Source organism: Variovorax atrisoli 110B, assembly GCF_000382045.1.
Taxonomy (GTDB): Bacteria; Pseudomonadota; Gammaproteobacteria; order Burkholderiales; family Burkholderiaceae_C; genus Variovorax; species Variovorax atrisoli.
In genome coordinates, this window is sequence record NZ_KB907451.1 from 111,835 (window position 1) to 125,223 (window position 13,389).

Consider the following 13,389-nt stretch of genomic DNA (forward strand, 5'->3'; position numbering starts at 1 on the left):
AAGGATGCGCGCATGGCCATGCAGTACGTGAGCTACGACACAGATGGCGCCGTCTGCACCATCACCCTGAACCGGCCCGACAAGCGCAATGCGGTCGATGGCCTGGTGGCGGCCGAACTTCGGGAGGCCTTCGGCCGCTTCGAGGCCGAAGATGCGTTGCGCGTCGCGGTGCTGACCGGCGCCGGCGGCCACTTCTGCGCGGGCGCCGACCTCTCCGCCGTGGGCGACCCGGCCCGCCGCAACGAGCTCGACCCCGAGGGCGGCGGCAGTGGTCCGATGGGGCCGACGCGCATGGCGCTGTCGAAGCCGCTGATCGCGGCGGTGAACGGCTTCGCGGTGGCCGGCGGCCTCGAGCTCGCGCTGCTGGCCGACCTGCGCGTGGCCGACGAGGACGCCGTCTTCGGCGTGTTCTGCCGCCGCTGGGGCGTGCCGCTGATCGACGGCGGCACGGTGCGGCTGCCGCGCATCGTGGGCATGGGGCGCGCGCTCGACATGATCCTCACGGGCCGCGCGGTGGGCGCGCCCGAGGCGCTGGCGATGGGCCTGGTCAACCGCGTGACGCCGCCTGGCGGCGCACTGGCCGCCGCACAGCAATTGGCACGCGAACTCGCTGCCTTCCCGCAGCGATGCATGCTGGCCGATCGCCGCTCCGCCTACGAGCAGTGGGGCATGCCGCTGGCCGAGGCCCTGCGCCGCGAGGGCTCGCTGGGCGTGCCGGTGGTCTTCGCCGAGGGCCAGGCCGGCGCGGCGCGCTTTGCCGGCGGCGCGGGGCGCCACGGCGAGTTCGGCAGGTCCTGAAGAGGAGTGCCGCCTTCGTCAATGCCGCGGCGCGACCTGCTTCGGTCCGGCGGCGGGCTCAGTCGGCTTCATGGGCTTTGTGGGTTTCGCTTTCGGCTTGTCGGTACCGAACAGCTTTTCGACCTGCTGGCCCACGCGCGCGCCGATGGCCGTGCCGACACCCGGCAGCACCGCGCTGCCGATGGCCGCGCCGGTGAGCGCAGCGCCGGTCAGCGAGAGCTCGGGGTCGCTCATGGTGCCGCCCAGCTTCAGCGGCACGCCGACCACGCCGTCGACGAGGTCGACCGCGATCTCGCCGTCGAGCCTGCGGTTGAACACCTTGAGGTTGCCGCTGGCCGTGAGCACGCCCGAGCGGGCCTTGAGGTTGCTGTACTGCATGACCACGCCGTCCTCGGTGCCCTGGGTGTCGAGGGTGCCGGTGAGCTCGTCCAGCCTGGTGGTGCCGCCGCGGCTGATGCCGGCGGTGGTGACGGCCTTGGCCACGTCCAGCTTCGTGAGCATGGCGGGCTGCACCGAGAAGGTGGTGCGGGTGTGCAGGCTGCGGACCAGCGCGCCCAGTTCCTCGGCGCTTGCGGCCTCCGCCGAGAGCGTGGTCGTGCCCGAGAACCTGCCGGCCACCGAGGTGCGACGGCCGAAGGCCTGCACCAGGCTCTCGATGTCGATCTGGCGCGGCTCCAGGTCGGCCGAGAGCTGCAGCTTGCCGTCGGGCAGCGTCTCCAGGCGGGAGACGCCGTTCCAGGTGCCGCCGCCCACGTCGATGCGGGTGCGCCAGCGGTCCTGCCCGGCCTGGCGGTCCAGCCGCAGGCGCACGGGCGAAGGGGTGCCGGCGCGCTCGATGCGGGCCTGGCGCGGGCGCCAGCCGGGGTCGAAGCGGATGTCGCCGTCGTAGGCCAGCGCGATGTCGCGCCGGTCGATCCAGCTCACGTCGCGCCAGCGCACCTGTTCCACGGGAACGGGCGCGAGCGTCCACGGCGCCGGCAGCGCGATGACGCCCGCCCCGCCCTCCTGCGGCCTGGGCCCCTTGCCCCTGAACGCCCGTACCGAGGCGCGCGGAAGCACCAGGCCGTCGACCTCGATCTCGTCCACGGCGATCACGCGCCGCAGCAAGGGCGTGAGCTGCAGCTGCGCGCTGACGCGGCGCAGGGTGATGGGCTTGGGCTGGTCGGTGGCGATGTCGGTCAGCACCAGCATGGGCACCGGGAACAGTTCCCAGTGGGCGCCGCCCACCTTCAGGGCCACGCCGAAGCGCTTCTCGAAGGTGTCGGCGATCCTCGCGGCCACCTCGTCGTCGGTGGGCAGGCGCGTGCTCACCACCCACACCAGCGCACCCGCGCCCAGCAGCAATGCGGCAGCGATGCCGAGGAGCCAGCGGCGCAGGGGGAGTTTCATCGGCGCAAGGTAGCACGCAAAGGCGACTCGGTTTGTCAGCCGCCATCGCTATAGTTTTGGCCACTGTTACAGGCCGGAAGAAAGAAAGAGGCATCGAATGCGTATCTGGAAGAAGGAGGTCTCCGTCGAGACCCTGACGAGCAACCACGTGGGCACCGTCGTGTCGGCGCTGGGCATCGAGTTCCTGGAGGTGGGCGACGACTTCATCCGCGCCCGCTGCCCAGTGGACGAGCGCACCCGCCAGCCCTACGGCATCCTGCACGGCGGCGTGTCGGTGGTGCTGGCCGAGACGCTGGGCTCCTGCGGCGCCCACTACTCCGCCCCCGAAGGCGACCGGGCCGTGGGCCTGGACATCAACGCCAACCACATCCGCTCCGTCACCAGCGGCTGGGTCATCGGCACCGCGCGGCCGGTGCACCGGGGCCGCACCACGCAGGTCTGGCAGATCGATCTGACCAACGAGGCTGGCGAGCTGACCTGCGTGTCGCGCATCACGATGGCGGTGCTGCAGCCGCGCTGAGCGCGGCGGCTCTGCCGCCCTCGCACCCTTTCCTTCTTTCTCCGGCACAGGGTGCGTGCCGGTGTTCAGTGCGGTTTTCATCGCCCACAATCACGCCCCGGGAAAAGCCGGAGCGTTCCGGGCCCCCGCGCACAACACACCCCAACAAGAGGAGATAGAAGAATGTTCAACTGGACTGAACGGCCCGCGTCCGCGCTGGCCAACGGCGCGGTCATCGCGCCCGACGAACGGCTGCCCTGGCTGCAGACCGGCGCCATGGGCGTACAGCACGTCATCGCGATGTTCGGCGCCACGGTGCTGGCGCCGATCCTGATGGGCTTCAACCCCAACATCGCGATCCTGATGAGCGGCATCGGCACGCTGATCTTCTATTTCGTCACCGGCGGCAAGGTGCCCAGCTACCTGGGCTCGAGCTTCGCCTTCATCGGCGTGGTGATCGCGGCCAGCGGCTATGCGGGCAAGGGCCCCAACGCCAACATCGCGGTGGCGCTGGGCGGCATCGTGGCCTGCGGGGTGGTCTACATCCTGATCGGGGCCATCGTGCAGGCGGTCGGCACAGGCTGGATCGAGCGCTTCATGCCGCCGGTGGTCACCGGCGCGGTGGTGGCGGTGATCGGGCTCAACCTGGCGAGCGTGCCGGTCAAGAACATGGCGGCCGGCAACTTCGACGCCTGGATGCAGGCCGTGACCTTCCTCTGCGTGGGCCTGGTGGCGGTGTTCACGCGCGGCATGCTGCAGCGCCTGCTGATCCTGGTGGGTCTGATCCTGGCCACGCTGGTCTACGCGGCGCTGACCAACGGGCTGGGCATGGGCAAGCCGGTGGACTTGAGCGGCATCGCCAACGCGGCCTGGTTCGGCCTGCCGACCTTCACCGCGCCGGTGTTCACGGCCAACGCGATGCTGTTGATCGCGCCGGTGGCGATCATCCTGGTGGCGGAGAACCTCGGCCACCTGAAGGCGGTGACGGCCATGACCGGCCGCAACCTCGACCCGTACATGGGCCGCGCCTTCATCGGCGACGGCATCGCCACGGTGGTGAGCGGCGCCGCGGGCGGCACGGGCGTGACCACCTACGCCGAGAACATCGGCGTGATGGCGGCCACGCGCATCTATTCCACCGCCGTGTTCGTGGTGGCTGCCGTCATCGCGCTGGTGCTGGGCTTCAGCCCGAAGTTCGGCGCGCTGATCCAGGCCATTCCGCTGCCGGTGATGGGCGGCGTGAGCATCGTGGTGTTCGGCCTGATCGCCATTGCCGGCGCCAAGATCTGGGTCGACAACAAGGTCGACTTCTCGCAGAACAGAAACCTGATCGTCGCGGCCATCACGCTGATCGTCGGCACGGGCGACTTCACGCTGAAGTTCGGCGACTTCGCCCTCGGCGGCATCGGCTGCGCGACCTTCGGGGCCATCATTCTCTACGCGCTGCTGGGCCGCTCGAAGAACTGAGCCGAGGGCGAACCTCCCAGGGATACCGTGGAACCGGCTTTGCCGGGCCACCGGTATCGCCCCCTGCGAGGGGGTTGGCGAAGCGGTGCGAAGTACCGCCAAGCCTGGGGGTTGGCTTGGTAACCTCATGAAAGAAGTGTTCTCCGGAGGGCCTGAAGCCGGGGGCCTTCACCGGCCTTTGGCCCGCGCCCGTTAGACTCCAACGCTTTTCGCACCGACGTTTTCCCAATGGCCGATGTCTCCGCCGCGCGCACCAAGGCGGTTTTCGAATTCAAGAGCGCCACGCTGCCGCTGATCGCAGTGATCCTCAAGACGTCCGACCTGGACGTGCTGGCCGAGGCACTCGACGCCCAGCTTGCGGATTCGCCCGACTTCTTCGAGCAGGAGCCGGTGGTGATCGACCTCTCGCTGCTGCAGGAGGCGCAGGACGACGGCGACATCGACTTCGCCGCCCTGCGCGGCCTGCTGGCGCGCCACCAGACGCAGCCCATCGCGGTGCGCGGCGGCAACGACGCCCAGCACGCCGCCGCGCGCGCGGCCGGCCTCTCGGTGGCGGCCATGCCAGCGGCCCCGGCGCCCCGCGCCCCGGCCCCGCCGGCCGAGCCCCCCGCCTCCGAAGCCCCGCAGATCGTGCGCGAGGTGCCGGTGCCGGCCAACGGCACGCTGCTGATCGACAAGCCGCTGCGTTCTGGCCAGCAGGTGTACGCACGCGGCGGCGACGTGGTGGTGACGGCCGTGGTGAGCTTCGGCGCCGAGGTCATCGCCGACGGCAACGTGCACGTGTACGCACCGCTGCGCGGCAAGGCGATCGCCGGGGCGCGCGGCAACACCGAGGCGCGGATCTTCTCGACCTGCATGGAAGCGCAGCTGGTGGCCGTGGCCGGCATCTACCGGACCAACGAGGTGCCGCTGCCCGACACGGTGCTGGGCAAGCCGGCCCAAGTGCGCCTGGACGGCAAGAAAATCTCGATCGATCCCATTCCCTGACCGGACGAACCCGATCACGGAATGCGGCGACCCTGACAAGCAACAACTGAATCGAAACAAGAAGGAATGGCCATGGCCAAAATTGTGGTGGTGACTTCGGGCAAGGGCGGCGTCGGCAAGACGACGACGAGCGCCAGCTTCGCGTCGGGCCTCGCGCTCGCGGGCAAGAAGACGGCTGTGATCGACTTCGACGTGGGCCTGCGCAACCTCGACCTGATCATGGGCTGCGAACGCCGCGTGGTGTACGACCTGATCAACGTCATCCAGGGCGAGGCCAACCTGAGCCAGGCGCTCATCAAGGACAAGCAGTGCGACAACCTGTTCGTGCTGGCCGCCTCGCAGACGCGCGACAAGGAAGCGCTCACGCAGGAAGGCGTCGAGAAGGTGCTGGCCGACCTCGCCGCGATGGACTTCGAATACATCGTCTGCGACTCGCCCGCGGGCATCGAGACCGGCGCGATGATGGCCATGCACTTCGCCGACGAGGCGCTGGTGGTGACCAACCCCGAGGTCTCCTCGGTGCGCGACTCCGACCGCATCCTGGGCATGCTCAGCAGCAAGACCAAGCGCGCCAAGGAAGGCGGGGAGCCGATCAAGGAGCACCTGCTGATCACCCGCTACAACCCGAACCGGGTGGCGGGCGGCCAGATGCTGTCGCTGGAGGACATCCAGGACATCCTGCGCATCAAGCTGATCGGCGTGATCCCCGAGTCGGAGAGCGTGCTGCACGCCTCCAACCAGGGCGTGCCGGCGATCCACGACAAGGAGACCGACGTGGCGCAGGCCTACACCGACGTGGTGGCCCGCTTCCTCGGCGAGGAACGGCCGATGCGCTTCGTCGAGGCGGAGAAGCCGGGCTTCTTCAAGCGAATCTTCGGGAGCAAGTAGCCCATGTCCTTCCTCTCGTTCCTGCTGGGCGAAAAGAAGAAGACTGCCAGCGTCGCGAAAGAGCGGCTGCAGATCATCCTCGCCCACGAGCGCTCGAGCCTCAGCGGCAAGAAGCGGCCCGACTACCTGCCCGAACTCCAGCGCGAGCTGGTGGCGGTGATTTCCAAGTACGTGTCGATCAACGCGGACGACATCAAGGTCAACCTGGAGACCCAGGACAACCTCGAAGTGCTCGACATCAAGATCGAGCTGCCCGACCCGGCTCCGACGCCGGCGCGCTGAGCGCGAAGAACCTGAAGCGCACGGACGGGTCCTGCAGGACCCGTTGCGACAGTGCGCGCTCCCACGCGAGGTAGTCGGCCCAGGCCGCATCGCGACGCGGACCGAAGACGCGCATCACCGAGCCCCAGTCGTCGTCGAAGGGGGTGAGCAGCTGGGCCGGCGCGCAAGCCGCGGTCAGCGGCCTGCCCGAAGCCCTCCAGCCCTGCGTTCCGCCCCGGAGCCAGCTGAACTCCGCACCCGAATCCGGCCACCGCCTCTGCGCATCGCGCGCCACGCGGGCGGCCGCCGTGCCGTCGGGCGAGGTGAAGACCAGCTTGCGGCCGGCCGCGGCGTGCGGAGCCAGCGGCGCGAGCGAGGCCGGCAGCATGTAGAGCGCGCCCGGCAGGTGGCCGCGCTCGTAGTCGAGGCTGGGGCCCACGTCGATCACGGTGACGGCGCCGTCGCTGTGCAATTGCGCGAGGGCGTCGGCATCCAGCGGCGGCGGTGCGCCGTCGATGGCGGCCGAGGGGTCCGGCGGGGCCTGCTGCGGGGTGAACTCGCCGTCGTACACGTAGACCTCGGCCTGGCCCAGTTGCGTGAGCCAGAAAGCGGTGATGGCCGCACGCAGGCGATGGGCCGGATCGTCGACCAGCACGATACGCGCGCCTCGCGTGCCCACGAGGTTCTCGAAGTGCATCAGCAGCTGGCCGCCCGGCACCTGGCGCAGGCCGGTGCCCGCGAAGGCCGGATCGGGTTCGGGCCGCACGTCGAAGAGGTAGAGGGTGCGCCCGCGATCGTCGCGCCAGGCGGCGAGCCGGGCCGCGTCGGCCACGGGCAGCGCGAAGCGCGCGAGCAGCTCGTCGGCGAGGCCGCGCAGCACCTGCGGGGATTCGGGCGGCAGCTCGTCGTCGGGCGCCGCGTTCTGCACGGTGGGCGCGCCGTGCAGGCCCCAGTCCATGACGCCGTCCTCGACGAACACCGCTTCGCTCGCGCGGCCCAGCAGCCGCAGCGTGGTCGCGCCGACGATGCCGCGCGTGCGGCTGAAGCAGTTGATGGCCCACAGGTGGTCCGGTCCGCCGGCCTCGGGCGGCTCGAAGCGGCGCAGCGCCAGCTCGGTGCCCGGATGGTTGCGTGCGCCGGACAGCGAGAGGAATTCGAACTCCGCGCGCGGCCGCGCATCGACCAGCGTGGTCGGGCGGCCCTCACGCAGGCGGGCGCGCAGCGCCTCCACGGGCAGGCCCGGCGTGCCGTAGTGAAGCCGTGCGCGGTCGCCGAAGGCCTTCACCAGCGTGCCGTAGCCATCGATGGCGGGCAGGCCCTCGCTCACCCAGCGCAGCAGGCCGCCGTCGAGCGTTCGCACATCGCCGTAGCCCAGGCGCGCGAGCACGGCCGATGCCGCCTGCGCGGCGCCGCCGGGCGCGTCATCGTCGTCGTAGAGCACCACCGGCGTGGAACGGCGCGGCACCAGCGCGCCGATCTGCAGTTCGAGCCCGCTGAGGGGCGCGTTGCGCGCGAGGTTCAGGTGTCGCTGCACGAACCAGCGCGTCTCGCGCACGTCGAGCAGGGCCAGCTCGGCCGCGGGCTCCGCCAGCAGCAGGGCCCACAGTTCGGCCGGCGCGACGGTGTTCTTCGGGGGCGTGCTCATGCGCGCATTCTCCGGGGCCCGTCGCTCATCAATTGGGCTGAATGCCGGCCTGCTTCACCACCGCGGTCCACTTGACGGTCTCCGACTGGATGAAGCGCGCGAAGTCTTCGGGCGAGCTGCCCACGGTGAAGGCGCCGATGTCGTCGTAGCGCTTCCTGAACTCGGCCGTCTGCACGATGTCGCGCAGCTCGCGCGACAGGCGCTGCACCAGCGGCGCGGGCGTACCGCTGCGCACCACCACGCCGTACCACGAGGTGACCTCGAAATCGGGCAGGCCGGCTTCTGCAGTGGTGGGCACATCGGGCAGCCAGGGTGCGCGCGTGCGGTAGGCCACGGCCAGCGGCTTGAGCGTGCCGGCCTTCACGAAGGGGATGGCGGTGACCACCTCGTTGAAGATGAACTGCGTCTGCCCCGCGAGCAGGTCGTTGAGGGCCGGGGCGCTGCCCTGGTAGGGAATGGCGGTGAAGTCGGCGCCGGTCTGCGTCTTCAGCAGCTCGCCCGCGAGGTGGGAGTACGCGCCCACGCTGATGCCGTAGTTGACCTTGCCGGGGTTCTTCTTCGAATAGTCGATCAGCTCGCGCGGGCTGGCCACCGGCAGCTTCGGATTCACCAGCAGCACCTGCGGCGTCTGCACGAGCAGCGACACGGGCGTGAAGTCGCGCGAGAGGTCGTAGCTCAGTTGCCTGAACAGCGCGGGCTGCACCGTGAGGTTGGACGCCGGCGCGAGCAGCAGCGTGTAGCCGTCGGCCGGCTGTCGCGCGACGTACTCGAAGCCGATGTTGCCTGCGGCGCCGCTGCGGTTCTCGACCACCACCGCCTGCCTGAGCCGCTGCTGGAGCTGCTCGGCGACCTCGCGGGCGATCTTGTCGGCGATGCCGCCGGCCGGATAGGGCACGACGAGGCGGATGGTCCTGGCCGGATAGTCGTCCAGCGTGGCGGCCTGGATCTGCACGTCGACGGACAGCGCGGCGAGCAGCGCCAGGGCGATGCGGGTGAGGAGTTTCTTCATGGGGCGAAGCGAAAGGGCCGGCACGCGGCTGCCGTGAAGGCGCACCCTGCGGGCGCGCAGCAAAGCCGTGGAGCGTAGGCCTCGCCCCGCGCCTGCCGAACTAAGTTTCGCGCCGATGCTTATGCGAAAAGCGCGCATGCAAGCGCCCGCTTGCTACCTAGCATCGCAGTCCGGTCCATCGCCATGACATCGACTGCCCTGCCCCTCCACCGCAACGCACCTGCGCGCCGCCACTGGTGGTGGCACTTCGAGGTACCCACGCTTCTGCTGGCCGCCCTGCTCTACGCCGCATGGGGTGCGCTGGTGTGGTGGCACGCGCTGCTTCCCGGCTGGGCGCTGTTCATCGTGGGCGGCTTTCTCGCTCAGCTGCATTTCTCGCTGCAGCACGAGAGCATCCATGCGATGCGCCACCTGCCGAAGTGGCTGCGCCACGCGTTGGTGTGGCCGCCGCTGAACCTCTGGCTGCCGTACCCCTTCTACAACCGCGGCCACAGCTCGCACCACGTCAATTTCCATCTCACGCATCCGGAGCGCGACAACGAGAGCGCCTACCACTCCGCGCCGGCATGGCAGAGCTATGGGCCCGTGTGGCGATGGATCTACATGGCCAACCAGACGATTGCGTTCCGCGTGGTGCTGGGGCCGTTCCTGCGGCTGTGGAAGCTGGTGCGCTTCGAGGCCGGGCGCGTGCTCGCGGGCGACTTCTCGCGGCTGCCGACGTGGTTCTGGCACGCGTTGAGCGTGGTGCCGGTGCTGTACTACGTGGTCGAGGTCTGCGGCATGGGCTTCGGCGAGTACCTTCTGTACTTCGTCTATCCCGGGATGATGCTGGGCTCGCTGCGCACCTTCACCGAGCACCGCTGGGCCGACACGCCGCACGAGCGCGTGGCCATCGTGGAATCGAACCTCGTGTTCGGGCTGCTGTACCTCTTCAACAACCTGCACCACGTGCATCACCGTGCGCCGACCATGCCGTGGTACGAGATCCCGGTGTACTTCCGCAGGCACCGCGCGGCGGTGCTGGAGGCGAACGGCAACTTCTACTACCGGGGCTATGGGGAGATCGTGCGCCGGCACCTGTTCAAGCCGGTGTTCACCCCGGTCCATCCCAACTGGTAGAGACTTGATCGCGGACGGCGTCAGTCCGCCGTCACGAAGCGCGCCACCTGCTCCAGCACCTCGGCTTCCTTGAGGATGCGGCGATGCCCCCAGCCCTGCGTAGCGACGAGGCGTGCTCCGGCGATCGCGTCGCGGTAGGCCTCCGCGTCTGCGAAGCGGTTCACGCGGTCGTCGCGGTCATGCACGATCAGCGTCGGCTGCGCGATGCGCGGCCCCACCGCCGCCGGCTCGAGCTGCTGCATCAGCACGCCCTCGCGCGATTCGAACAGCCGCTGCATCGCCAGCCGCGTGGCTTCGCTGAGGCCGAAGGTGTGCGCGAAATAGCGCGTGTAGTCGCGCGGCGAAGCCGGCGGCGCGAGCAGCACGATGCGTTCGGCCGGCAGACCGCGCGCAGCGGCCAGCGCAAGCCCGTTGGCACCCAGCGAGTGTGCGACAGCGGCGCGCAGCGCATGGCCGTCCGCCGCGAGCCGCGCCGCGACATACGCGATGGCGCGTGCGAACTGCGGCGAGTTGCTCATCACCCCGGCGCTGCGGCCATGCGCCGGCAGTTCGAGCAGCACCGGCCGCAGACCCGCGGCCGCCACCGCCTGCGCAAGCGGCAGCATCTGGCCCGCATGCCCGCCCCAGCCGTGCACCAGCAGCACCACAGGCGCCGATTCGGCACCCGAGTCCTGCGCGGCGAGGTGGTAGATGCCCACGCCCGCGTCCTCGAAGGCCCAGTTCTCGCGCCACCACTCGGCACCGGGGCCCTGGCCGCGATAGAGCCACTTGGGCGGCAGCGGCGTGCCGAAGACGCGGTAGGCGGCTCGCACCGCCAGCGCGGGCCACAGGCGCTGCGAGGCTGTGAGCCCGAAGCGCAGTGCGCGCATCGTGCGACTGGGCCGGTAGTAGTTCGACTGCGCGGCGTGGCCGGCGGAGGAAGAAGTGCTGGTCATGGGCAGGTGTTCCTTGCGGGTGTTCAGTACCAGACCCAGTCGTTGTTGCTCGCGGGCAGGCCGCGCAGCGTGTCGCGAAGGCCCCTGAGGCCGAGGACGGCCGCGTACGCGGCGAGGAAGAGGGCGATGATCAGCATGGTGCTTCTCCTTTTTATCGCACGACTGTGCGAAATCTTGGCAAATCGATGCGCGGGAAATCCGCCTGCTTCGTGAAGGGGGCTCGCTCAGGCGAGGTAGCTGGACAGGAGCCGCTGCCAGGTCTGCGTGGCGCGGTCGGCGGCCTGCGGGTCGCGCAGGAAGCGCGCGTCGTGCAGCTGGGTCATGGTCAGGCCGTTGATCTCGCTCACGAGCTGGGCCGGGTCGGTGTCTGCCCTGAGCTCGCCGGTCTCGATGGCCTGCAGCACGGTGCGGCGCAGCGCGGCGCGCCAGCGGGTGATCTCGCCCAGCAGCATCTCGCGCAGCTCGCCTTCGCGGTCGTCGAACTCGAAGGCACCGGCGGTATAGAGACAGCCGGTGTGCATCTCGACGTCGCGCATGCGGGCGATCCACCGCGCCACGATCTCGTTGAGCCGGGCCAGGCCCTTGGGCTTCTGCATGGCGGGCACGAACACGTCGGCCAGGAAGCCGCGGCCGTACTCCTCGATGACGGCCTTCTGCAGCGCCTCGCGCGAGCCCACGCGCGAGAACACGCCGCTCTTGGACAGGCCCAGCCTGCTGGCCACGGCCTGCAGCGTGATGGCCTCCAGGCCTTCGGCCAGCGCGAGGTTCATCGCCGCGCCGACGATGGCGGCGCGGGTGAGTTCGCTTTTCTGGGTCTTGGCGTCCATGCGGCGAACTTTAGCACGTGCGTGCGAAATTGCAAGGGACGGGGTCACGGACTCCGCAGGAGCGGCTCAAAGATGTTTTGCTCATGTGAAACCAACAAACGCATCGTTCCCCGAATAAGCGCTTCTGCCGAGAATCGCCGGTCGGCCCCATCCGGGGCTTCGATGACTCCTCCGCGCCAGATGAACTTCCAACAACTGCGCTCGGTACGCGAGGCCGTTCGTTGCGGCTTCAACCTGACCGAGGTCGCCCATACGCTTCACACCTCCCAGCCCGGCGTGAGCCGGCAGATCCGCGAGCTCGAGGAAGAGCTCGGCATCGAACTCTTCGTGCGTGCCGGCAAGCGCCTCACGGGGCTCACCGAGCCCGGCGGGCACGTGCTGCCGATCATCGAGCGCATGCTGATGGAAAGCAGCAACCTCAAGCACGCGGGCCAGGAGTTCGTCGCGCAGCAAAGCGGCCTGCTCTCGGTGGCGGCCACGCACTCGCAGGCGCGCTACGCGATGCCCGTGGCGGTGCAGGAATTCCGGGCGCAGTTCCCGAACGTGAAGCTGCACCTGCACCAGGGCTCGCCCAAGCAGATCGCGCAGATGCTGCTCGACGGCGAGGCCGACGTGGGCATCGCGACCGAGGCGCTGGGCGACTATCCGCAGCTGGTGGCCCTGCCCTGCTACCGCTGGACGCACTCGGTGATCGTGCCGCCGGAGCACCCGCTGCTCGACGCGCCGCTCACGCTGGAGGCGCTCGCGCGCTACCCGCTCATCACCTACGACACGGGCTTCACCGGCCGCTCGCGCATCGACGAGGCCTTCGAGCAGCGCGGGGTGCAGCCCAACATCGTGCTCGCCGCGATGGATGCCGACGTGATCAAGACCTACGTGCAGCTGGGCCTGGGCATCGGCATCGTGGCCGGCGTGGCCTACGAGGCCGAGCGCGACACGCAGCTGCGTGCGATCGACGCGGGGCGGCTGTTCGGCATCAACCTCACCAAGCTGGCCGTGCGCAGGGGCACCTACCTGCGCAAATACGTCTATGCCTTCATCGAATCCTTCGCCCCCACGCTGACGCGCGCTGTCGTCGAAGGGGCTCTGGGAGACCAGGAAAAGGCCTCCCACTACGAAATCTAGGCTTTGTCCAGAAGCTGCAGGGGGGTGTGTACCGGGGACGACAGAGTGGTTAAAAAAGAAGTCTGAAGCTTCACACAGGCGGCGTACATTCGGGTTAATTCCTTGGCTTCCTGGAAATGGATCAGCAATGGCATCGTCGACCTCGCAGCAGCAGCAACAGCAAACAAGGGCCTCCCAGAGGGCGGCCGATGCAGCGGAGCGGCGAGAACGCCTGAGACGGAGCCTCCCCGCCACGGTGGAACTGCTGCAGAACCGGCAGGCCGATCGCATCGACGATGCCGACATCGACGCCTACGTGAGCCTCAACTGGCTCGAGTGGCACGGCGGCGGCCTGCGCCTGACCATCACGGGCCGCAACGTCTGCGCCCAGTCGATACCCACTGCCCTGGCCTGAGGGTCATCGTTGCCTCGAATGAAAAAGCCGCCGCAGTGTCCTGCGG

At 69.4% G+C, this 13,389-nt stretch carries 14 protein-coding genes; 9 read left to right on the forward strand and 5 right to left on the reverse strand.

Features of this window, described 5'->3' with window-relative positions; all coding sequences use genetic code 11:
- The first annotated feature begins 12 nt into the window (after nt 1-12).
- Entirely contained in the window at nt 13-798 is a 786-nt protein-coding gene (locus tag G369_RS0108545) for a crotonase/enoyl-CoA hydratase family protein (RefSeq protein ID WP_019653573.1), read from the forward strand.
- A gap of 18 nt (nt 799-816) precedes the next feature.
- Here G369_RS0108545 and G369_RS0108550 read toward each other — a convergent pair whose 3' ends face one another.
- Nucleotides 817-2,187: an AsmA family protein gene (locus tag G369_RS0108550; RefSeq protein WP_019653574.1), complete on the reverse strand. Its 1,371-nt coding sequence runs from the start codon at nt 2,185-2,187 to the stop codon at nt 817-819.
- A 97-nt stretch (nt 2,188-2,284) separates the two neighbouring features.
- On the opposite strand from G369_RS0108550, the gene G369_RS0108555 reads away from it, so the two are divergent.
- The 5 genes from G369_RS0108555 (at nt 2,285) to minE (ending at nt 6,310) form a co-directional block, all read left to right on the forward strand.
- Nucleotides 2,285-2,707, forward strand: coding sequence for a hotdog fold thioesterase (locus tag G369_RS0108555; protein ID WP_019653575.1), 423 nt, complete (start codon nt 2,285-2,287; stop codon nt 2,705-2,707).
- A gap of 162 nt (nt 2,708-2,869) precedes the next feature.
- A complete protein-coding gene (locus tag G369_RS0108560; protein ID WP_019653576.1) occupies nt 2,870-4,153 on the forward strand; it encodes a solute carrier family 23 protein in 1,284 nt (427 codons plus the stop codon).
- 228 nt (nt 4,154-4,381) lie between these two features.
- Complete coding sequence (gene minC / locus G369_RS0108565) at nt 4,382-5,140, forward strand: septum site-determining protein MinC (RefSeq protein ID WP_019653577.1); 759 nt, start codon at nt 4,382-4,384, stop codon at nt 5,138-5,140.
- Between the two features lie 72 nt (nt 5,141-5,212).
- Nucleotides 5,213-6,028, forward strand: coding sequence for a septum site-determining protein MinD (gene minD, locus G369_RS0108570; protein WP_020723003.1), 816 nt, complete (start codon nt 5,213-5,215; stop codon nt 6,026-6,028).
- Between the two features lie 3 nt (nt 6,029-6,031).
- Nucleotides 6,032-6,310: a cell division topological specificity factor MinE gene (minE, locus tag G369_RS0108575; protein WP_019653579.1), complete on the forward strand. Its 279-nt coding sequence runs from the start codon at nt 6,032-6,034 to the stop codon at nt 6,308-6,310.
- Here minE and G369_RS0108580 read toward each other — a convergent pair.
- Together G369_RS0108580 and G369_RS0108585 are read right to left on the reverse strand one after the other, a co-directional pair.
- Complete coding sequence (locus G369_RS0108580) at nt 6,267-7,934, reverse strand: rhodanese-like domain-containing protein (RefSeq protein ID WP_019653580.1); 1,668 nt, start codon at nt 7,932-7,934, stop codon at nt 6,267-6,269. The genes minE and G369_RS0108580 overlap by 44 nt on opposite strands.
- A 28-nt stretch (nt 7,935-7,962) precedes the next feature.
- Entirely contained in the window at nt 7,963-8,943 is a 981-nt protein-coding gene (locus G369_RS0108585; RefSeq protein ID WP_019653581.1) for a Bug family tripartite tricarboxylate transporter substrate binding protein, read from the reverse strand.
- Between the two features lie 183 nt (nt 8,944-9,126).
- Between G369_RS0108585 and G369_RS0108590 the strand changes: the two genes are divergently transcribed.
- Nucleotides 9,127-10,062, forward strand: a complete 936-nt coding sequence (locus G369_RS0108590) for a fatty acid desaturase (protein WP_019653582.1) — start codon at nt 9,127-9,129, stop codon at nt 10,060-10,062.
- Nucleotides 10,063-10,082: 20 nt separating this feature from the next.
- Here G369_RS0108590 and G369_RS0108595 read toward each other — a convergent pair whose 3' ends face one another.
- Both G369_RS0108595 and G369_RS0108605 read right to left on the reverse strand, forming a co-directional pair.
- Complete coding sequence (locus G369_RS0108595; protein ID WP_019653583.1) at nt 10,083-10,997, reverse strand: alpha/beta fold hydrolase; 915 nt, start codon at nt 10,995-10,997, stop codon at nt 10,083-10,085.
- Between the two features lie 224 nt (nt 10,998-11,221).
- Entirely contained in the window at nt 11,222-11,824 is a 603-nt protein-coding gene (locus tag G369_RS0108605) for a TetR/AcrR family transcriptional regulator (RefSeq protein ID WP_019653585.1), read from the reverse strand.
- A 180-nt stretch (nt 11,825-12,004) separates the two neighbouring features.
- Here G369_RS0108605 and G369_RS0108610 point away from each other — a divergent pair, with 180 nt between their 5' ends.
- Entirely contained in the window at nt 12,005-12,949 is a 945-nt protein-coding gene (locus G369_RS0108610) for a CysB family HTH-type transcriptional regulator (RefSeq protein ID WP_019653586.1), read from the forward strand.
- 235 nt (nt 12,950-13,184) lie between these two features.
- Nucleotides 13,185-13,343: a hypothetical protein gene (locus G369_RS39360; RefSeq protein WP_244164295.1), complete on the forward strand. Its 159-nt coding sequence runs from the start codon at nt 13,185-13,187 to the stop codon at nt 13,341-13,343.
- The last annotated feature ends 46 nt before the right edge of the window (nt 13,344-13,389 follow it).